This is a genomic window from Caproiciproducens puteiluti (assembly GCF_052442865.1).
Taxonomy (GTDB): domain Bacteria; phylum Bacillota; class Clostridia; order Oscillospirales; family Acutalibacteraceae; genus Caproiciproducens.
Map to the genome: position 1 here is coordinate 509,628 of NZ_CP194790.1, position 20,274 is coordinate 529,901.

Here is a 20,274-nt window from a genome sequence, read left to right on the forward strand (position 1 = left end):
AGACAGCGGGCCGGACGGTTTTATTTTAAAGAATAAGGGGAAAATAGAGAATGCGGATTTTAGCACTGGAAAGCTCCTGCGACGAAACCGCCGCCGCAGTGGTGGAGGACGGAAGAACGGTTCTGTCTTCGGTGGTTGCCTCACAGGTAGAGGAACACAAACTTTACGGCGGCGTCGTGCCGGAAATCGCGTCGCGCCGTCACTGCGAGGCGATTGTGGGCGTTACGCAGAAAGCCCTTGACGACGCGGGAATGACGCTGGACGAGGTCGACGCCATCGCCGTCACCTACGCGCCCGGACTGATCGGCGCGCTGCTGGTGGGCGTGAATTTTGCAAAGGGGCTGGCCCTCTCCTCCGGAAAGCCGATCGTGCCGGTGCACCATCTCCGCTCACACATCGCCGCGAACTACATCACTTCACCGGAGCTGAAGCCGCCGTTTCTGTGCCTGATCGTCTCCGGCGGCCACAGTCATATTGTGGAGGTAAAGGATTATACGGACCTTCATGTTTTGGGCCGCACGCGCGACGACGCGGCGGGCGAGGCCTTTGACAAGGCTGCAAGAGCCATGGGGATGCCTTACCCCGGCGGGGTGGAGATGGACAGGCGCGCCGAGGGCGGGAATCCCAAAGCCTTTCCGCTGCCGCACCCGACGGTGGACGGCTCGCCGTACGATTACAGCTTTTCCGGGCTGAAAACGTCGGTCATCAATCTGATCCACAACGCGCAGCAGAAGGGACAGACTTTGCCGGTGCAGGACCTGGCGGCTTCGTTCCGCAAGGCGGTGGTCGACTGTCTGGTCAAAAATTTTGTCAAGGCCGCACAGGATACCGGCAGCACCAAGCTGGTGATCGCGGGCGGCGTTTCCGCCAATTCTCTTCTGCGCAGCCGCCTGCAGAAGGAATGCGGGGACCGCGGCTGGGAATTTTATATGCCGGAGCTGAAGCTTTGCGGGGACAACGCCGCCATGGTCGGCGCGCAGGGATACTATGAGTTTCTTGCAGGAAACATTGCGAAAATGGACCTGAATGCTCACGCTGCGCTGCCGATTGAAGGAAGCTGATGAAAATCCTCCAAAAGTGGAGCAAAAGCTTTGTGCATTTTACTATGGTAAATTTTTAACAAATTCAATATTTCAAGATTGATTAAAACGCCGCAATGTATTATAATGAGAACCAATATCATCAATTTTGGAAGGTCATTGGACCGGAAGGAGAAATGAGTCATGACAAGCAACAAGTCTGTTTTGAACTGGATTGAGGAAATGAAAGCACTTGTTGGTCCGGATAAATTAGTCTGGATTGACGGATCAGAGGCTCAGCTTGAGGCATTGCGCGCCGAAGCCTGTACTTCGGGAGAGCTCATCAAGCTGAATCAGGAAAAACTCCCTGGCTGCTACCTGCACCGCACCGCGGTAAACGACGTTGCCCGCGTTGAGGACAGGACCTTTATCTGCTCCCGCAAAGAAGAGGACGCAGGCCCGACCAACCACTGGAAGGACCCTCAGGAAACCTATAAAATGCTTTACGACATTGCAAGAGGCAGCTATAGGGGCCGCACCATGTATGTGATTCCCTATTCCATGGGCCCGATCGGCTCGCCGCTCGCAAAAATCGGCGTAGAGCTCACAGATTCCATTTATGTTGTATTAAATATGGCGATTATGACCCGTGTGGGCCAGAAGGTCTGGGATACGCTGGGCGACAGCACCGACTGGGTAAAGGGTCTGCACTGTAAGTGCGACATCGACGCGGAAAAGAGATACATCTGCCACTTCCCGGAGGACAACACCATTATCTCCGTCAACTCCGGCTACGGCGGAAACGTTCTGCTGGGCAAAAAATGCTTTGCGCTGCGCATCGCTTCCTACCTTGGCAAGACCGAGGGCTGGATGGCGGAGCATATGCTGATTCTCGGCATTGAAAACCCGCAGGGCGAAATCAAATATGTCGCCGCCGCGTTCCCGTCCGCCTGCGGCAAGACCAATCTGGCGATGCTGATTCCGCCGGAAGGCTACCGCAAGAAGGGCTATAAAGTCTGGACAGTCGGCGACGATATCGCCTGGATGCGCCAGGGTCCGGACGGCAGGCTGTACGCGATCAATCCTGAAAACGGATTTTTCGGCGTTGCCCCCGGCACAAACGCAAAGTCAAATCCGAACGCGCTTGCTTCCACACAGTCCGGCACCATCTTCACCAATGTTGCTCAGAATCTGGACGACAACACCGTCTGGTGGGAAGGCCTAGACAAGAATCCCCCGAAGAATGCGATCAACTGGAAAGGCGAGCCCTGGGACGGCACTACTTCCGACCAGAAGGGCGCTCATCCGAACAGCCGCTTCACCGCTCCCGCAAAGAACTGCCCCTGCGTCAGCCCCGAGTTTGACAAGGGCGCCGGCGTTCCGATTTCCGCCATCATCTTCGGCGGCCGCCGCGCACAGACCACTCCGCTGGTTTATCAGTCCCGCGACTGGAACAACGGCGTGTTCGTCGGTTCCATCATGGCTTCTGAAACAACCGCTGCCGCAACCGGCGCAGTCGGCGTAGTCCGCCGTGACCCGATGGCGATGCTGCCCTTCTGTGGCTACCATATGGGCGACTACTTCAAGCACTGGATCGAAATGGGCGAAAAGCTCGGCGATAAGGCTCCGAAGATTTTCAACGTCAACTGGTTCCGTCTTGACGAGGAAGGCCACTTCATTTGGCCGGGCTTCGGCGACAACCTCCGCGTGCTGGAGTGGATCGTCAACCGCTGCGACGGGAAGGCCGACGCCGTCAAGACTCCGATCGGTTTTGTTCCGAAGGCGGAGGATATCAATCTGGAAGGCCTTGACTTCAGCGTAGACACCCTGAAGAGCATTCTTGAAATCAAGAACGATCAGTGGGTCAAAGAGTCCGAGGGCATTGAGGAATTCTACAAGAAGTTCGGCGATAAGCTTCCGAAGGAGCTGAGGAGTCAGCTCGATACTCTGAAGAACAACCTGAAATAATCATACTGATTTTCGGCGGCGGCTTTGTTGGAAAGCCGCCGCTTGTTTTATACGTTTTGCAACTTGAAAGCGGTTTCATGCATGTTTTGGGATAGAGTACTATAAAATTGGCATTCAAACCCATATTTTTGCATTTTGCAAACGAAATTGTCTCAAAAAGTATGAATAAATTGTTTCTAATTCAAAAAGTTTGTGTAAATATCACATTGTCATATCCTGCCGAAAGCTCTATACTATAAATAAATCATGTGATTACCCGGCAGCGCTATGTCGGGCACTTTTATTTATCAGGAGGAAAAATTATGGCAGGCAGTTCAGAAACAGCATACCATCCGAAGGGAGACTTCTTTAATTTAAAGGGCAATCATACGAATGTCCGTACAGAAGTCGGAGCAGGTCTGACCACTTTCTTCGCAATGGCATACATCATCATCGTGAACCCGACCATGCTGTCCCAGACAGGCATGAAGTGGGGCGCCGTATTCCTTGCGACCATCATTGCTTCCGTAATCGGCACTCTTATTATGGGTCTGTTTGCAAATGTTCCGTATGCTCAGGCTCCGGGCATGGGCCTTAACGCCTTCTTTGTGTTTACCGTATGCTTCGGCTTACAGTTCAAATGGCAGGAAGCGCTCGCAATGGTTTTCATCTGCGGTCTTGTCAACATTTTCATTACGGTAACCAAGATCCGCAAGCTCATCATCAAATCCATTCCGGAAAGCCTTCAGAATGCCATCGGCGGTGGTATCGGCATTTTCATCGCCTACATCGGCATTAAAAACGCGGGCCTGATTCAGTTTACCTCCGACCCGGGTACTTATGTCCTTCTGGACAGCAAAACAGTCATCGCCTCCAGCGCCGCGGTTCCGGCCATTGTAAAGCTGAACGCACCCGCTGTGCTGCTTGCTCTGTTCGGACTTGCGCTGACCGTCGTTCTTCTGGTCAAAAACGTCAAGGGCGCTATTTTGATCAGCATCGCTGCAACCACGATTCTGGGCATCCCGATGGGAATCACCACCGTCGGCCAGAGCATGGGCTTCGCGGAAGCCTGCTCCCAGCTGCCGGAAACCTTCGGCGCCGCTTTCGGCAACCCCGGCCTGGTTTCGCTCTTTGCCGACCCGGCGAAAATCCCGCTTGTACTGATGACTATTTTCGCCTTCAGCCTTTCCGATACCTTCGACACCATCGGAACCTTTATCGGTACCGGCCGCAAGACCGGCATCTTCACCGCAGAGGATCAGCTGGCACTGGAAACCAGCGACGGCTTTAAGTCCAAGATGGACAAGGCCCTGTTTGCGGACGCAACGGCGACCTCCATCGGCGCGATCTTCGGTACCTCCAACACCACGACCTATGTGGAAAGCGCAGCGGGCATCGGCGCGGGCGGCCGTACCGGCCTGACCAGCGTTGTGACCGCGGCCATGTTTATCATCAGCGCGTTTTTCGCCCCGCTGATCAGCGCGGTTCCTTCCGCCGCTACGGCTCCCGCCCTGATTGTTGTCGGCATTATGATGCTCAGCGCCTTCAAGGAGATTGAGTGGACCAATTTGGAAGAAGCGATTCCCGCCTTCTTTGCCGGGATCTTCATGGCGTTCTGCTACAGCATTTCCTACGGTATTGCGGCAGGCTTCATTTTCTACTGCCTTATCAAAATTTTCCGCGGCAAGGCCAAGGAGATTCACCCGATTCTCTGGGTTGCCACCGGCCTGTTCGTTCTGAACTTCGCGATTCTGGCGGTTATTTCCTGATTTGTTCATCCTGTTTTTTAGAAAGGCCCCGCACGGCATCGTGCGGGGCCTTTTTTTCTTTATTCCTGCGGTTTCCTGTGGTATAATAGCCACAGAAAATTTGTATTTTATTATTGGAACCTGAGGTGGATTATGCCCAGATTTTTTATCAACTATGTTCCGGAGGAGCAGGTGGTGATCGCCGGGGAGGACGCCCGCCACATTGCGCGGTCCCTGCGGATGCAGTCTGGCGAAAGCCTGATTCTCTGCGACAGCATCGGGACGGACTACAACGGCAAAATTGAGAGCGTGGCGGACGACCGGGTCGTTGTACGCGTCCTGAATTTCTGCAAAAGCGTGGCGGAGCCGGGGGTCCGTGTCACGGTGTACCAGGGCCTGCCCAAGGCGGATAAGATGGACAGCATTGTGCAGAAGTCCGTGGAAACGGGCGCGGTGGGGATTGTGCCCGTCATGACCGCGCGCTGTGTCTCAAAGCCGGACGAAAAAGCGGCGGCCAAAAAAAATATCCGCTGGCAGAAGATCGCACACGAAGCGGCCAAGCAGAGCGGCCGGGGAGTCATTCCGCAGGTCGCCCCGCTCACGGATTTCCGTCAGGCGGTGAAACAGGCGGCCCAAGCCGGGGAGATCATTCTCTTCTTTGAGGGCGGCGGGCAGAGCATCTCAAAGCTGGCAAATGTTGAAACCCGGGAGCTGGCGATTTTTATCGGGCCGGAGGGCGGCTTTGAGCAGTCGGAGGTCGACTTCGCGGTGGAAAACGGCGCGGCTGTTGGCACGCTCGGCGCGCGGATTCTCCGCACGGAGACCGCGCCTATTGCGGCGCTTTCGGCGATTATGCTTGCTACGGGGAATATGTAGCCGAACAATATCAGAGAGGAGAATGCATTTTGGGCCGATATGACTGGATCGACGGGTACTGCGTCTCTAAAAAAGGCGTAGTGAAGGACCATAAACCGGAATGGGACGCTGTGCGCTACCGCGTGGGGGATAAAATGTTCGCCATGCAGGGCGGGGATAAGGAAGGCCACCCCATTATTACCATCAAGCTGGAACCCACGCTGGGCGCTTTGCTGCGTTCCCGGTATTCCGACATTGTGCCGGGTTATTATATGAATAAAGAGCACTGGAACTCCCTGTATCTGGAGGGAACTGTTCCGGACGGAACGGTCAGGGAAATGCTGGACAACGCGTACGCGATTGTATTCGCCTCTCTGAGCGGAAAAGTGCGCCGGGAACTGGAAGAAGGGAATCGGGAAAAATGAAAACAGCTTTGATTACCGGGGCTTCCCGCGGAATCGGCAGGGCGGCCGCCCTGCGCCTTGCCGAGGACGGCTTCCGTGTCATCGTCAATTATCATACCTCCAAAGGAGAAGCCCAGTCCCTTCTGGACGAGCTGAACGCGCGGAAATTTCCCGGCTGTGCCGCGGTACAGGCCGATGTTTCCGACAGGGCGCAGGTGGAAAAAATGTTTGCTCTGGCCGGCGGCGTGGATGTGCTGGTCAACAACGCGGGCATCGCGCAGCAGAAGCTCTTTACGGACCTTACGGAACAGGATTGGGACAGGATGTTCGACGTGGACGTCAAGGGGATTTTCCATTGCTGCCAGTGCGCGCTTCCGTATATGATTCACCGCAAGCAGGGAAAAATCATCAATATCTCCTCCATGTGGGGACAGGTCGGCGCTTCCTGCGAGGTGCATTATTCCGCGGCAAAGGCGGCGGTGATCGGGCTGACCAAAGCGCTGGCGAAGGAAGTCGGCCCGTCGGGAATCCAGGTCAACTGCGTGGCGCCGGGCGTCATAGCGACCGAAATGAACGCGCAGCTTGACGAAAGCACCCTTTGCGGGCTGAAAGAGGAGACCCCGCTCGGCATGCTTGGCGCGGCGGAGGATATTGCCGCCGCCGTCAGCTTCCTTGCGGGGGAAAATTCGCGCTTTATCACCGGTCAGGTGCTGGGAGTCAACGGCGGGATGATTATCTGAAGGAAATACGGGCCGCCGATTGCACCAAATACAATTTTTTCATAACCGTTACAAAGCTGTCAGAAATATAGACATTCCATGATTTCCCATGATACTATAATGAAAGCGATAAGAAATTTCATATCGTTGACAATAGAGAAGTATGAAAAGGGGAATCGGGATGATCTACCGGGCAAAGCGCGCGGCGCTTCTGCTGCTGGCGGTTTGCGTCCTTTTGCAGGCGGGCTGCGCCGGGAGAGCGGAAGCACAGACAAATTCCAGCAGGGTAAACGGTTTTTCACAGGGCAGCAATGTGGTCAACGCCGTAGAAGGCGGGATACAGATACAAACCGCGCTTCCGGTTTTCTCCGGATTTTCCGCGGCGGAAGAGCTGAACGAAAAAATCAGGGAGATTTCCGATAACGGACTTGCCGAGGTAAAACAGGCGGAAAAGGAGCTCGGCAATTCAGCGGCCCAGGGGCATCTTTTCTTCCAGAGCTATTACGACCTCTTTTGGGATAATGATGTCCTTTCCGTGTGGATTATGAATGAAAATTACACGGGCGGCGCACACGGCTACCGGTGGGTAAAGTCTTTCAATGTGAATATTCAGACGGGTGAATTCTATGAAACGCCGGGTGCTTTATTGAAGGACGCACAGGCGGGAACAAAGAAAATCACGGATACCATTCTGGCGGATATCAAAAAACGCCCTGATTTTTATTTTCCCGAAGCGGCAAAAACGGTGGAGGAAAAGCACGGCGCGTATTCTTATTATCTGGATGGGAAGGATCTTGTCGTCTATTTCGACCTGTATGAGCTGATGCCTTACGCGGGAGGAATGCCGGAGTTCCGCTTTCCGCTGGATGACCTCGACCTGAAATTCCGCATGGGCAACAATCCGGACCGGCAAAACGTGCGGGACAACGGGATGGATATGGAATTTAAGAACCCGGTCGTTGTGAACGACGGCGGCGTGTTTTTGCCGCTGGAAGAGACCGCCGGCGCGCTGATTCACACTGTGAAAAAGACGGACGCGGGCTACACGGTGGACGGAAAGAGCGTGAAACCGACTATGATAGACGGCGCGGCGTATATGCCGGTCGACTATTTCAATACGTTGGGGGAAAACGGTCCGATTCCCGGCTTTGTCGTCTATGACGGCAAAACGCTCCGGATTTTCACGCAGACCGCGCAGAGTGACGACGAATCAAGGAGCGCCGGACTGAACAGCGTCGGAAGCGAAATTTATCTGAACAGCGCCCCGGGCGGCACCTCCTCCGAGGTTTCGTGGAAGAAAAGGATGTGCTATATCAAAAGCTACGATGAAAAAACCGGAACCGTTACACTGGACCCGATCGAATGGATCACCAGTGAAGATAAGAGCCGGATTCAGGAGCTGAAACTCGACGGTGATTTTCCGGACGGTTATTACATTTACAATCCTACCGTGGAAACGGAGAAAATAAAGCTTTCTGAAAACGCGAAAATCAGTCTCATTCAGTGGAATGCGCAAAACGTGGCGGAATCCGACGTACAGACAGACGCCGCGGGACTGGGGAAGCGCCTTGCTGAGGACGGCGCCCTTAGCTTTCCCTATGAATACACCGTAAGCGACGGAAAAATCATCGCGCTGCGGGAGCAGTACGTGCCGTAATTTGATTAAAGCAATTCCATTTCAGCTTGCGAGACAAAACACGTTTCTCCCCCACCGAAGGCGGGGGAGAAACGCAAACTTGCTGAAGAATCAACTGAAAATGCTATAGGATTGGATACAGGGAGGGAAAACGATGAAAAACAGGGGATTTTTGGCACTTTCCGCCACATTGCTGATGACGGCGTACATCCTTGGCGGCTGTGCCTCGCAGGGCAGAAGCTCCGCCGCGGTGCCTGCGACGGAACAGAAATCCGTCGCCATGCAGGATGCGCGGGCAGCGAACGAAGCGGCGGGAATCGACGGCGGACAGCAGAAATCGGTGACCGCGAACGGTACCGCGGATACGGCGAACAACACTCCGACCGCGGGTGAAATCGCGGCCGCTTCTTCCACCCAGAAGATCATAGAGCGCCTGTCGTATCAGATAGAAACACTGAAATTCGACGATTCCGTCCAGAAGGTCCAGAGCCTCTGCACGGAGCTGAACGGCTATGTGCAGGATTCCAGCGTTACGGGCAGCGGAATAGAGAAGCAGGACCTGCGCTCCGCGAATTTTGTTCTGCGGATTCCACAGGAAAAGCTCAGCAGTTTCAAAAGCAGCGCGGGCTCCATCGGGAGCATCCTGAATCTGACCAGCTCCAGCGAAAATATCAGCGAAAGCTATTATGATACCGAAGCAAGGCTGAAAAGCCTGCGCACCCAGCAGGAAAGGCTGATGGCCCTGCTGCAGAAATCCGGTTCCCTGACCGACATCATCGCGCTGGAAAAGGCGCTTGCGGACGTCAATTACCAGATCGAGCAGTATACCGGCACTTTGCGCCAGTATGATTCCCTTATTAATTACAGCACCGTTTCCATTCAGCTCAATGAGGTCGTGAAGCCCACGGAGCTTGAAAAGACGCCGGTGACCCTCGGCGAAAAAATTTCAAAGCAGTTCAGGGATTCCCTGCGCGCGCTCGGCGGGTTCGGTGAAGGACTGCTGGTCTTTGTGCTCGGCGGCGCGCCCGTGATCCTGCTTTTGGCGGTGATTGCGGCGGCGGTGGTGTTTGTCCTGCGCAAAAGGAGAAGAAGGTCTGAGAAGGCGTCGAAAAAGGCCGAAGCAGCGTTTACACAGGAACAGAAAGAAGAGAGTTCCGGAGATAAATAGTTCGTATAGCCGAAAGCGGGCTGTTTCCCAGCTTGGGGAAACGGCCCGTTTTTGTTTGTATGGTACAAAATTCACCATGCTTTCCCATACTGCGCGTTACAAACCATAAGAGAGCAAGGAGCATATCAAACCGGATTATTTCGGATTCGGAAATTTTGGCCAGCAATATGCTTTGCGGCTTGCAAAACTGGTCAAAAATCAATATACTTGAATAGGATTGTGTGGCGCCGCTCCAGAAAATTGCTGAGGCTGCAGAGGGGTATGCGCGAATTTTTCGGAGGAAATAAAGTGAAAAAAGCTAAAAGTATTAAGGAAATTGCGGAGCTCGCAGGGGTTTCGACAGCAACGGTTTCCCGTGTGATTAATCAAAACGGACGCTTTTCCCAAGAAACAGAGGCACGCGTCCGCAGCATTATAGCGCAGAACGATTATGTACCCAATATGACTGCTAAAGGCCTGCGTACAAACCGCACGCGCGTGATCGGCATTATGGTGCCGGATATTACAAACCCGCATTTTTCGAGTATCGTACTCAAACTGGAAATGAATCTGTTTCGCCGAGGGTATTCCTGCCTGATCTGCAATACAAATGAAAATGCGGATCTGGAGAAAAAGCACGTTCAATCGCTTACCGCTCAGAATGTCAGCGGTATTGTAATGATCTCAAGCACGCGCAACTACGCTGAACTCGGTGCGCTGCCAGTGGTGTATCTGGATCGTCCCTCCCGGAGCGGGGGCAACAGCGGCGTGATGATAGAATCCGATAACGTGATGGGGGGGTATCTTGCCACACGGGAGCTTCTGAACGCAGGCTGCCGCAAGGTTGTCATTCTGAAATGTCTGTCGAATGATACCAATCAAACCGCCCGGTATGAAGGCTTTTGTCAGGCGTTGATGGAAAAAGGGATTAGCGAGGAGGAAGCGCTCTGCGTGAACCTCAGAGAGATTTCCATTGTGGCTGCGCGCAAGGCCACTCTCGAGCTGCTCGACGCGAAGTCCGTATTTGACGGTGTGATGTGTACAACCGACACCGTGGCAGCGGGCGTAGTGATTGCTCTAAGGGAACGTGGGCTTCAAGTTCCGCACGACGTGCTGGTGACGGGCTTTGACGACTGCCAGCTGGCGGCGGTGTGCGGCCCCGGGCTGACCAGCGTTCGGCAGAATGTTGATGAGATGGCGCGGCTTGCGGCGGAGCTCCTGCTGAAAATGATCCATGGGGAACGACCCGGTTCCGTTTACTATCGGCTTCCGGTTTCTGTAACCGTGCGCGATTCCACCCGCCGGGGGATGGGTTCAACGCCTGCACCGCTGCATACAACCGTTCCTGAACAGAAAGATGCCGCCGGGCCGGAATCACCCGAACACTTTGACTGAATTTTATATCTTTGAGTCACTATTGCGTTCAGGCTCCGTTTGGCTTTATAATCAAATTCCACAAGAAGCAGCCGTCCGATTCATCCGGAGGCCGCTTCTTTTGTCGTTTTCCGGAACAGTGGAGAAAAAATCCGGATATGGTTGTCCCAAAGTACATCAACATGCAGTTTTGTAATTGTATATAAAATGTCTTGTACAAACGGAATCCATTCCTGTTTTTCGTGGAAGTGCGGAACTCTTCGCAGAATACGGGATCGCTGCTTGTTAAGGCGCAGAAAGGATAATTTCCGCGTCGGTTGCAAGCAGTAAATTTCTATAACAGCGGAAAGGTCTTTCAAAAACAGGTAATTTTGCACAAGTTGAGCAATCGTTTACTCATTATTATGATGAAATTAATTCTGCAGTATTGACAATAGATTGGGCAAATAGTACAATGATCATGCTTAAGGGAAAACGATTACCCAACTTTCCCTGAAATGTATCCCGAAATTTCAAAGAATTTAGGAGGAACTGTAATGAAAAAGCTGAAAACTCTTGTTGCAGGGTTGCTGATCACTGCACTGACCCTGAGTATGGCCGCCTGTGGGTCTGCGGGCTCTTCATCGGCGGGCTCGAACGGTGCGGCTTCCCAGCCGACAGACAGTGTCGGCTCGACTGCAAGCGGCGCAGACCAGTATGCCGTTGTGCTGAAGGTACTTTCCAGCCAGTTCTGGCAGACCATGCGCGATGGTATTGAAGCCGAGGCAAAAAAGCAGAACGTAAAGGTAGACATTTACGCTGCGAACACCGAGGACGACGTGGAAGGCCAGGTTACACTGCTTGAAAACGCAATTTCCAAAAACTATAAGGCCATAGGAGTGGCACCGATTTCTGACGTGAACCTGAACAACGCGATTGCGGATGCCACGAAGAAGGGTATCAAAATCGTGGATATTGACGAGAAAATCAACATGGATGCTCTCAGCCAGTTGGGCGGTGCCTGCTACGCCTATGTTGCCACGGATAACAAGGGCGTCGGCAAAATAGGCGCCGAGTACTTAATTAAACAGATCGGCGGCAAGGGCGAGGTCGCCATTGTGGAAGGCAAGGCGGGCGCGATTTCCGGTGAGAACCGCCGTGATGGAGCCAAAGAAGCTTTTGAAGCCGCGAATCTGAAGATTGTCGAAAGCCAGCCGGCGGACTGGGATCGCACCAAGGCTTATGATGTCGCCACAAACTATATTACCGCACATCCGGACCTGAAAGCCATCTACTGCTGCAATGATACCATGGCGATGGGCGTTCAGGAGGCGGTCACCGCTTCCGGCAAGGATATCAAGGTCTGCGGTACGGACGGCAACAACGACGCCATTCAGTCTGTCGCGGATGGCAAACTGACGGCAACCGTGGCGCAGGACTCCGCCGCGATCGGTGCGAAAGGCCTTGACCTGATGATGGAAGCCGTACAGAAGAACGCTGAGCTTAAACCGGGCGCCGATGTGCCAACCTTTGGCATCGATGCGATCCTGATCACCAAGGACAACGCGTCCCAGCATCTTTCAAAGTAAGCCACAAGAATATTCGACTGCCGCCGCCCGCGCACGCAGCTGCGACGGACGGCGGCGTTTTCAGACATTGCGAGCGGCAGACACTGCGCCGCGGGTACAGCGGGGTGTCTGCCCGGCTGACAATGTCTGGATGGAAATCTGAAAAACAAAAGGGGAGAACGCGATGGAACCGATTATCCAGATGAAAAACATTACCAAACGTTTTCCGGGCGTCGTGGCCCTGAACAATATCAATTTTGATGTTCAGCCCGGCGAAGTGCATGTGCTGCTCGGTGAGAATGGAGCCGGCAAGTCTACGCTGATGAAAGTCCTCAGCGGTGCCTATACCCCGGATGAAGGCACCATCGTGATTGGCGATCAGGAGTATAAGAAACTCACGCCACGTCTGTCTGCCGAATACGGCATCAGCATCATCTATCAGGAACTCAGCGCCGTGAACTGGCTGGACATCCGTGAAAATATTTTCATGGGACGCCTGCCGTCTAAAAAAGCGGCAAACATTTCCGTGGTGGATTACGCACAGATTAACACCCGCACCGCGGAACTGCTTGAGCGGGTGAACCTTGGAGGGCGAAAACCGACCACCAGCGTGGGTGACCTGAGCATCAGCGAAAAGCAGATGGTGGAAATCGCGAAAGCAATCGCTTTTGATGCAAAGATTATCGTTATGGACGAACCGACTTCCTCATTGACCGAGGATGAAGTTAAAAAGCTGTTCGTTATTATCCGTCAGTTGAAATCCGAAGGACGCGGCGTGGTCTTTATTTCCCATAAGCTGTCCGAGATCGCGGAAATCGGAGACCGAATTACCATCATGAAGGACGGCAGCCAGATGGGGACCTTTCAGGTTGCAGAGCTTACCACCGACGATATGATCCGGATGATGGTGGGACGCGAGATCAAGGGTACCTATCAGCATACCCCCGAGGAGCATCATCAGTTCGGTGATGTCCTGTTTGAGTGCAGGCATCTGACACGGAAAGATAACCGCGCCAAGGATGTCACATTTCAGCTGCGCCGTGGAGAAATTTTGGGGTTTTCGGGCCTTGTGGGCGCGGGGCGCAGCGAAACAATGTGCGCTATCTATGGAGCGGCTCCAAAAGCTTCCGGCGAGATCCTTATGGAAGGCAAGCGTCTGCGGATCAGGAACCCCTATGAGGCACTGCGGCACGGGATCGGAATGCTGACGGAAAACCGCCGTGAAACGGGCTTTTTTCCCAATTTCAGCAACCAGCGCAACATAGCAATCGCATATCAGCTGAAGCATTCACTGCTAGACGGAATATGGGGATTAACAAATGAAGCCGGAGAGAAAAAGATTGCCGAACGGCAGCGTGCCGACATTCAGATCAAGTGTGCGTCGCTTCAGCAGCTGACCTCTCAGCTTTCGGGAGGAAACCAGCAGAAGGTGATTCTCGGGAAATGGATGGCGGCCGGGGTAAAGCTGCTTATCTTTGACGAGCCGACCAAGGGCATCGACGTCGGAACCAAAAGTGAGATTTACAAGCTGATGCGGGGCCTGGCGGATCAGGGCGTCGGGGTCATTGTGGTTTCCAGTGAAATGCCGGAGCTGCTGGGATTATGTGACCGGATCATCGTTATGGCGGAGGGAAGGATTACCGCGGAGTACGATGTTACGTCCGCGACAGAAGAAAAGCTTGCCAAAGCCGCCACCGGCGAAATTGCATGATTGTGGAGGAAAACCAGATGAAAGAGATCGAAAAGAAAAAGTTTACCTTCGGGGACTATTGGGATAAATACAGCACAGTCACGATCCTTGCGGCGATGATTTTCGTCTTCGGCGCTTTGCAGCCGGCCAGTTTCCTTACGGGCGGCAACCTCGTCAAAATTATGGAGCAGAGTTCTATCACCATCCTGCTTGGTCTCGGCGAGTTCTTTGCCATCCTGCTGGGCGGTATTGACCTGAGTGTCAGCTCGATTATGGCTCTTTCCGGCGCGCTGACCGCGCAGCTGATGGTGAACGCCGGTATGCAGCCGGTTGTGGCGGTCCTGCTGGGTGTTGTGGTGTTTGGCCTGGCGATGGGCATCGCCAACGGCGTGCTGGTCACTGCGACCGGACTGCCTCCGTTTATCATCACGCTCGGCACCCAGGCGATTCTGCGCAGCCTGGTGTACATCGTGACCGATGCCCGCGCCGTTTCCGGGCTGCCGGCTTCTTTCTCAAGAATAGCGGGCGGGAAGTTGTTCGGCATGGTTCCTGTGCCGATTATCGATGCGCTGGTCACTGCGGTTATTCTGGCGATCTTCACAAGAAAAACCCAGTGCGGCCGCAATCTTTATGCGCTGGGCGGGAATCCGCAATCCGCCTGGTACGCCGGTATCACCGTCAAAAAGCATACGATTATTGCGTTTGCAATTTCAGGGCTGTGCGCATCGCTCGCCGGCATGGTGAACATTGCGCGTCTGGCTGCGGCGGAACCCAATGCCGGGACCGGGTATGAGACCTATGCGATTGAAGCGGTCATCATCGGCGGCGCATCGTTTTTTGGGGGTGTCGGAGAGATCCCCAAGGTGGTGGTCGGCGGTTTGATTATCGGCGTTATCAACAACGGCCTGAACATGGTTGGTGTTTCAAGCTACTACCAGCAGCTTGCCATGGGGTGCCTGCTGATTATAGCGGTTACACTGGACCGTTTCTTCGGTGCCAGCCGCAAGAGCTGACCCGGAAAATGTCCGCATCTTATTTCATTATGCCGGAGGAATACTTATGAAACCTGAATTTTCTGTCAGTCTGATGTGCATGGATCTTTTGGATATTCGTCACCAGATCGAGATCCTCGATCAGTTTACGGATGGCTATCACATCGACATTATGGACGGTCATTACTGCAAAAACATAACGCTCAGCCCGGATTTTATTCGGGTCTGCGGGCAGGTGGCAAAGAAACCGATGGATGTACACCTGATGACCACGGACCCCAATGACTGGATTGATGTCTGCGCCGAGGCGGGGGCTGCACTGATCAGCCCCCATGCGGAGACGATCAACACCGACTGCTTCCGCACCCTGAATCATATTTGCGACGTTGGGTGCAAGGTGGGGATTACCCTGAATCCGGCAACGCCGCTCCAGTACTGCAAGCATTATCTCGACCGGGTGGATGTACTGACACTGATGACGGTGGACGTGGGGTTTGCCGGCCAGCCTTTTATTGCCGAGATGATCGCCAAGATCGAAGAAGCCAGACGCCTGCGCGAAGAGAACGGATGGAGTTATAAAATTATGGTCGACGGGTCCTGCAACCGAAAGACCTTTGGGCGCCTTTATCGGGCGGGTACCGATGTGTTTATCCTGGGGTCGTCCGGGCTGTTCAGTCTGGACGATGACCTGCAGACTGCCTTTTCCAAGATGAAGGCGCAATTTGAGGAAGAAACCGGCGTCCGGCTGTGAACGGGGGAGCTGAGAGTGAATGTAGACAAAAGTTATATTTTAGGCATTGATATTGGCGGAACAAACATGCGCTTTGGCCTTGTGGATCCGGAAAACAGAATGGAGGGATTCACGCGGATCAGCACGCGGGACGCATTTCCGGACGGATGCGATCCCGCGGAGAGGCTGGGGCGGTTCATCCGCGGTTACTGTGAGAGAAATGCCGGCGGAAAAATGCCGCAGGCTGTGTCGATCGGGTTTCCTTCCACCATAAACCGCGCACGCACCGTTGTGGTGCAGACACCGAATATTCCCTGTATCCCGGATAATTTCCACGTTGTAGGAGAGCTCGAAAAAGAGCTTGGGATTCCGGTTTTTATCAACCGCGATGTCAACAATCTGCTGCTGTTTGATTTGGAAGATCTCGGTGTGGAGGCACGGGAATGCGTAGCGGCAATTTATTTTGGAACCGGTATCGGAAATGCGCTCATGGTGGATGGAAAAATTCTGCTGGGCCACAATGGGGTCGCCGCCGAGCTTGGGCATATGCCCGTATACGGCAATACCCGCCAGTGCATGTGCGGCAACATAAGCTGTCTGGAAACGGTGGTTTCCGGTATTGCGCTGGAACGGATTCAATCTGAAAGTTTTCCCCGGACGCCGATTCCGTTCTTGTTTCAGCGGCACGCAGATACCCCCGAACTACGCACATTCGTGGAAGGTATGGGGCAAACGGTGGCTGCGGAAGTGAATCTTTTTGACCCGGACTGCATGATTCTGGGGGGAGGACTTCTTCAGATGGACGGTTTCCCAGAGAAGGCTCTCTTTCAGGCAGTACACCGCTATACCCGTAAGCCGTATCCCGAACGGACGCTTGACCTGCGCTATTCCCGCCCTAACCAGGAGAACGGGACGGTGGGTGCTGCAATTTATGCGCGCAGGCGGCTGGCGGAATCCACTTACCTGTAAGCGGTCGGCAGTGTGCCCTTTCAGGAACAGGGGTTCGTTTGGCAGGCCGCGCTGGGAAATACAGGTTTTCTTTTTGTGGGAACTAAACTGTAGTGGTGGAAAGGAAAGAATCTATATGAAATTGGCAATTGGTAACGACCATGTAGCTGTGGAAATGAAGAAAGAGATCAAAGCTTATCTGGAGCAAAAGGGAATGGAAGTGATCGATGTCGGAACAGACAGTACCGATCGTTTCCATTATCCGATCAGCGGGTATAAAGTGGGAAAACTGGTGGCGTCCGGTGAAGTGGATGGCGGTGTCCTGATCTGCGGTACCGGTGTCGGTATTTCGCTTGCAGCGAATAAGGTGAAGGGAATCCGCGCCTGCGTCTGCAGCGAGCCTTATACGGCAAGGCTTTCCAAGCAGCACAACAATTCCAATATCATCGCATTCGGCGCCCGTGTGATCGGTATTGAAACGGCGAAAATGATTGTGGACGAATGGCTCGCCGCGAAATATGAGGGCGGCCGTCATCAGCTTCGCATTGACATGATATCAGAAATTGAAAATACCGGTTCTTTAGCGGCCGCGAAGGAAAAATAGGCGATAATCTAAACGCGGGCTACGGAACGGTCCATAGAAACAAACAGCGACAGAAAACCGTTTTTCCATTCGGAAGGGACGGTCCTCTGTCGCTGATTTTTTAATATTATGGATGCCCGCTATTTAGAATTCGATTTTTTTGCTGATATAGTTGACCAGTTCGGAAATGGCGATGCGCTCCTGCTGCATGGTGTCGCGGTCGCGCACGGTCACGCAGCCGTCCGTTTCGCTGTCGAAATCGTAGGTGATGCAGAACGGGGTGCCGATTTCGTCCTGGCGGCGGTAACGCTTGCCGATAGAACCGGAGTCGTCGTAGTCCACCATGAAGTGTTTGGAAAGGGTTATGCTGATTTCCTGAGCCTTTTCGTTCAGCTTCTTGGAAAGCGGAAGAATGGCGGCCTTATAGGGAGCCAGCGCGGGATGCAGCCGCATGACGACTCTGGTGTCCTTTTCATCCAGCTTTTCCTCGTCGTAGGCGTCGCACAGGAAGGCGAGTGCAACGCGGTCGGCGCCGAGGGAAGGCTCGACAACGTACGGGACATACCGCTCGTTTGTCTCCGGGTCAAAGTACTCAAGGCTCTTGCCGGAATGGTTCTGGTGCTGCGTCAGGTCGTAATTGGTGCGGTCGGCAATGCCCCAGAGCTCGCCCCAGCCGAACGGGAACAGGTATTCAATGTCGGTGGTCGCCTTGGAGTAGAAGGACAGCTCCTCCTGCTCGTGGTCGCGCAGCCGCATGTTTTCTTCCGTCATGCCCAGATTGAGCAGCCACTTTTTGCAGTAATCTTTCCAGTAGTAGAACCAGTCGAGGTCGGTGTCCGGCTTGCAGAAGAATTCAAGCTCCATCTGCTCGAATTCACGCGTACGGAACGTAAAGTTGCCCGGCGTGATTTCGTTGCGGAAGCTTTTGCCGATCTGTGCGACGCCGAAGGGGACCTTGCGGCGGGTGGTGCGCTGAATGTTGGCAAAGTTGACAAAAATGCCCTGCGCGGTTTCCGGCCGGAGGAAGATTTCGTTTTTGGCGTCCTCCGTTACCCCCTGAAAGGTTTTGAACATCAGGTTGAACTTGCGGATGTCGGTGAAGTTGGAAGAGCCGCATTCCGGGCATTTGATGTCGTTGTTTTTGATGTAGTCGCTCATCTGGTCAAAGGTCATGCCGTTGGGGTCGCCGCCGGCGTCCTCGATCAGCTTGTCCGCGCGGTGGCGGGTTTTGCAGTCGCGGCAGTCCATCAGCGGGTCGGAAAAGCCGCCCACATGGCCGGAGGCCACCCAGACCTGCGGATTCATCAGGATCGCGGTGTCCAGCCCTACGTTGTACCGGCTTTCCTGCACGAATTTTTTCAGCCACGCGCGTTTGACGTTGTTCTTGAATTCAACGCCCAGCGGACCGTAATCCCAGGTGTTCGACAGGCCGCCGTAGATTTCGCTGCCGGAGTAAACAAACCCGCGGTTTTTGCACAGAGCGACAATTTTGTCCATTGTTTTTTCAGTTGCCAACATGTTTAACTTCCTCCATAATCAGGGGCGCTGGCTGCGCTCCATTATTTTTTAAAGATAATCATCTTGCTCAGTACATAATTCATAATTACCACAATGACGTTCATAATGATCTTTGCCAGCCAGTCGTTCCAGGCCAGCACGTTCACCATGAGCAGCATCCCCAGCGAATCCACGCCGAGCGACAGAAGGCGGGCGCCTACGAAGGTGGAAAGCTCCCTCCAGAACAGCTTTGCCGCGAAGCTTTTGCTGCGGAATACAAAGAGCTTGTTGGTGATAAACGCAAAGGCCACGGAAAGAATCCAGGCGATCGTGTTTGCCGTCAGCACGTCCCACTGTGCGTTCCAGTGGATGACCGGGCGCAGAAGACCGTAGCTCACTACATTGACGGCCGTGGTGAGAACGCCGAAAATAATGTAGGAGATCATTTCGGGCGTCGTCAGAAAGCGCCACAGCTTTTTCAGCTTATCCAAAGGTATCACCGCCATTACTGAGTATTTCTATAGTTTACCATTGAACGGCCCGGCTTTCAAGTACTAATCGGCCGGTTTATCGAAATGAAACGGAGAAGCGCCGTCCAGCCATCCGTGTTCCTTCCAGTAGCGTTTGTCCAGCTGGTTACCCTCGCGGCCTTTCTGCAGCTGTTTGCTGATAAAATACAGAAACCGGGTCTGCAGATAGGGCGGTCTGTCCTTTTTTCCGGCGACGGCCTTGTAGAACCTGTCCGCGTCCGCGCGCAGCCGGTTTTCAAATTTTTGCCGCCTTTTCGCCGGCATTTCGTCCCAGCTCAGGCTGTACATGGAAAAGCCCCTTTGATATACCCGGTTAACGCCCCAGTCTTTCAGGCTCTTCGCGATCACGCCCATGGCGGAACGCGTTCCGGCGCCCGCGGTCGTGGATAAAATAAACGCCTTCTTGTGGAACATTTCCGGACGGGGACGGTGCGGCAGGAAGATAAAGCCGAAATGGTCGAGAAAGGACTTCATGGGGCCGCTCAGAGAGAGCACATAGACGGGCGAATTGAAAACAAGGCCGTCGGCTTCCAGCATCGCCTGAAGAATCGGCTGTACATACCCGGCGTGCGGACAGGCCAGTTCATCCCTCAGAAAGCAGTTGTAGCAGCCCTTGCAGAAGTCGGGCAGATCCTTTGGCAGAAAAAATTCCCGTACGTCGATTTCTCCATGCTCTTTCATCGCCTGTAAAAATTTCTGCGTAGCCGTGTAGCTGTTACCTTTTCTGGGACTGCCGTGTATGACCGTGATTTTCATAAAAAATCTCTCCTTTTGCGGCTTTCGGGCCGACGATACCGGATGTTTCAGTAATCTCTTTGATATCCACTATAAAGGGCGGAAGGCGGGCTGTCAAGGCAAATTGCGTAAACAAATCCCTGCCGGAGCAGAAAGATTATCCATGGAAAAAA

18 protein-coding genes are annotated in these 20,274 nt (G+C 53.7%); 15 read left to right on the forward strand and 3 right to left on the reverse strand.

Annotated elements, in window-relative coordinates:
- Nucleotides 1–50 precede the first annotated feature (50 nt).
- The 15 genes from tsaD to rpiB all read left to right on the forward strand — a co-directional run bounded on the left by tsaD (nt 51) and on the right by rpiB (nt 17,360).
- Nucleotides 51–1,061: a tRNA (adenosine(37)-N6)-threonylcarbamoyltransferase complex transferase subunit TsaD gene (tsaD, locus tag ACRQU7_RS02515; protein WP_444643429.1), complete on the forward strand. Its 1,011-nt coding sequence runs from the start codon at nt 51–53 to the stop codon at nt 1,059–1,061.
- 162 nt (nt 1,062–1,223) lie between these two features.
- Nucleotides 1,224–2,987, forward strand: a complete 1,764-nt coding sequence (locus ACRQU7_RS02520) for a phosphoenolpyruvate carboxykinase (GTP) (protein WP_444643431.1) — start codon at nt 1,224–1,226, stop codon at nt 2,985–2,987.
- Nucleotides 2,988–3,289: 302 nt separating this feature from the next.
- Nucleotides 3,290–4,735 carry an NCS2 family permease gene (locus ACRQU7_RS02525; protein WP_444643433.1) on the forward strand — a complete coding sequence of 482 codons (1,446 nt, stop codon included), beginning with the start codon at nt 3,290–3,292 and terminating at the stop codon, nt 4,733–4,735.
- A gap of 132 nt (nt 4,736–4,867) precedes the next feature.
- Nucleotides 4,868–5,590, forward strand: coding sequence for a 16S rRNA (uracil(1498)-N(3))-methyltransferase (locus tag ACRQU7_RS02530; RefSeq protein WP_444643435.1), 723 nt, complete (start codon nt 4,868–4,870; stop codon nt 5,588–5,590).
- Nucleotides 5,591–5,619: 29 nt separating this feature from the next.
- A complete protein-coding gene (locus ACRQU7_RS02535) occupies nt 5,620–5,994 on the forward strand; it encodes an MmcQ/YjbR family DNA-binding protein (RefSeq protein WP_444643437.1) in 375 nt (124 codons plus the stop codon).
- Nucleotides 5,991–6,713: an elongation factor P 5-aminopentanone reductase gene (gene ymfI / locus ACRQU7_RS02540; RefSeq protein WP_141827026.1), complete on the forward strand. Its 723-nt coding sequence runs from the start codon at nt 5,991–5,993 to the stop codon at nt 6,711–6,713. Before ACRQU7_RS02535 ends, ymfI begins: the two co-directional genes overlap by 4 nt.
- Before the next feature lie 160 nt (nt 6,714–6,873).
- A complete protein-coding gene (locus ACRQU7_RS02545) occupies nt 6,874–8,349 on the forward strand; it encodes a PdaC/SigV domain-containing protein (RefSeq protein WP_444643439.1) in 1,476 nt (491 codons plus the stop codon).
- A gap of 133 nt (nt 8,350–8,482) precedes the next feature.
- Nucleotides 8,483–9,496 carry a DUF4349 domain-containing protein gene (locus ACRQU7_RS02550; protein ID WP_444643441.1) on the forward strand — a complete coding sequence of 338 codons (1,014 nt, stop codon included), beginning with the start codon at nt 8,483–8,485 and terminating at the stop codon, nt 9,494–9,496.
- A gap of 288 nt (nt 9,497–9,784) precedes the next feature.
- The gene (locus tag ACRQU7_RS02555) at nt 9,785–10,870 is read left to right on the forward strand and encodes a LacI family DNA-binding transcriptional regulator (protein ID WP_444643443.1); all 1,086 of its coding nucleotides are present in this window, start codon (nt 9,785–9,787) and stop codon (nt 10,868–10,870) included.
- A gap of 515 nt (nt 10,871–11,385) precedes the next feature.
- Nucleotides 11,386–12,417: a D-allose transporter substrate-binding protein gene (gene alsB, locus ACRQU7_RS02560; RefSeq protein ID WP_444643445.1), complete on the forward strand. Its 1,032-nt coding sequence runs from the start codon at nt 11,386–11,388 to the stop codon at nt 12,415–12,417.
- A gap of 163 nt (nt 12,418–12,580) precedes the next feature.
- Nucleotides 12,581–14,107 carry a sugar ABC transporter ATP-binding protein gene (locus ACRQU7_RS02565; protein ID WP_444643447.1) on the forward strand — a complete coding sequence of 509 codons (1,527 nt, stop codon included), beginning with the start codon at nt 12,581–12,583 and terminating at the stop codon, nt 14,105–14,107.
- Nucleotides 14,108–14,124: 17 nt separating this feature from the next.
- The gene (gene alsC, locus ACRQU7_RS02570; protein ID WP_096832451.1) at nt 14,125–15,099 is read left to right on the forward strand and encodes a D-allose ABC transporter permease; all 975 of its coding nucleotides are present in this window, start codon (nt 14,125–14,127) and stop codon (nt 15,097–15,099) included.
- A gap of 46 nt (nt 15,100–15,145) precedes the next feature.
- Complete coding sequence (gene alsE / locus ACRQU7_RS02575; protein WP_444643450.1) at nt 15,146–15,829, forward strand: D-allulose 6-phosphate 3-epimerase; 684 nt, start codon at nt 15,146–15,148, stop codon at nt 15,827–15,829.
- Nucleotides 15,830–15,844: 15 nt separating this feature from the next.
- On the forward strand, nt 15,845–16,777 hold the full coding sequence (gene alsK, locus ACRQU7_RS02580; protein WP_444643452.1) for an allose kinase: 933 nt from the start codon (nt 15,845–15,847) through the stop codon (nt 16,775–16,777).
- A gap of 115 nt (nt 16,778–16,892) precedes the next feature.
- On the forward strand, nt 16,893–17,360 hold the full coding sequence (rpiB, locus tag ACRQU7_RS02585; RefSeq protein WP_444643454.1) for a ribose 5-phosphate isomerase B: 468 nt from the start codon (nt 16,893–16,895) through the stop codon (nt 17,358–17,360).
- A 123-nt stretch (nt 17,361–17,483) separates the two neighbouring features.
- On the opposite strand, the gene ACRQU7_RS02590 is transcribed toward rpiB, so the two are convergent.
- The 3 genes from ACRQU7_RS02590 to ACRQU7_RS02600 are packed head-to-tail and all read right to left on the reverse strand — an operon-like array spanning nt 17,484 to nt 20,122.
- Nucleotides 17,484–18,857, reverse strand: a complete 1,374-nt coding sequence (locus ACRQU7_RS02590) for a glycine--tRNA ligase (protein WP_444643456.1) — start codon at nt 18,855–18,857, stop codon at nt 17,484–17,486.
- A 41-nt stretch (nt 18,858–18,898) separates the two neighbouring features.
- A complete protein-coding gene (locus ACRQU7_RS02595) occupies nt 18,899–19,336 on the reverse strand; it encodes a GtrA family protein (protein ID WP_444645489.1) in 438 nt (145 codons plus the stop codon).
- A 54-nt stretch (nt 19,337–19,390) separates the two neighbouring features.
- The gene (locus tag ACRQU7_RS02600) at nt 19,391–20,122 is read right to left on the reverse strand and encodes a flavodoxin family protein (RefSeq protein ID WP_444643458.1); all 732 of its coding nucleotides are present in this window, start codon (nt 20,120–20,122) and stop codon (nt 19,391–19,393) included.
- Nucleotides 20,123–20,274: the final 152 nt, after the last annotated feature.

Bases quoted from the DNA above. Each gene is read 5' to 3' on its own strand.
- tsaD (WP_444643429.1), top strand. From the start codon at position 51: ATGCGGATTTTAGCACTGGAAAGCTCCTGCGACGAAACCGCCGCCGCA.
- ACRQU7_RS02520 (WP_444643431.1), top strand. From the start codon at position 1,224: ATGACAAGCAACAAGTCTGTTTTGAACTGGATTGAGGAAATGAAAGCA.
- ACRQU7_RS02525 (WP_444643433.1), top strand. From the start codon at position 3,290: ATGGCAGGCAGTTCAGAAACAGCATACCATCCGAAGGGAGACTTCTTT.
- ACRQU7_RS02530 (WP_444643435.1), top strand. From the start codon at position 4,868: ATGCCCAGATTTTTTATCAACTATGTTCCGGAGGAGCAGGTGGTGATC.
- ymfI (WP_141827026.1), top strand. From the start codon at position 5,991: ATGAAAACAGCTTTGATTACCGGGGCTTCCCGCGGAATCGGCAGGGCG.
- ACRQU7_RS02545 (WP_444643439.1), top strand. From the start codon at position 6,874: ATGATCTACCGGGCAAAGCGCGCGGCGCTTCTGCTGCTGGCGGTTTGC.
- ACRQU7_RS02550 (WP_444643441.1), top strand. From the start codon at position 8,483: ATGAAAAACAGGGGATTTTTGGCACTTTCCGCCACATTGCTGATGACG.
- alsB (WP_444643445.1), top strand. From the start codon at position 11,386: ATGAAAAAGCTGAAAACTCTTGTTGCAGGGTTGCTGATCACTGCACTG.
- ACRQU7_RS02565 (WP_444643447.1), top strand. From the start codon at position 12,581: ATGGAACCGATTATCCAGATGAAAAACATTACCAAACGTTTTCCGGGC.
- alsC (WP_096832451.1), top strand. From the start codon at position 14,125: ATGAAAGAGATCGAAAAGAAAAAGTTTACCTTCGGGGACTATTGGGAT.
- alsE (WP_444643450.1), top strand. From the start codon at position 15,146: ATGAAACCTGAATTTTCTGTCAGTCTGATGTGCATGGATCTTTTGGAT.
- rpiB (WP_444643454.1), top strand. From the start codon at position 16,893: ATGAAATTGGCAATTGGTAACGACCATGTAGCTGTGGAAATGAAGAAA.
- ACRQU7_RS02590 (WP_444643456.1), bottom strand. From the start codon at position 18,857: ATGTTGGCAACTGAAAAAACAATGGACAAAATTGTCGCTCTGTGCAAA.
- ACRQU7_RS02600 (WP_444643458.1), bottom strand. From the start codon at position 20,122: ATGAAAATCACGGTCATACACGGCAGTCCCAGAAAAGGTAACAGCTAC.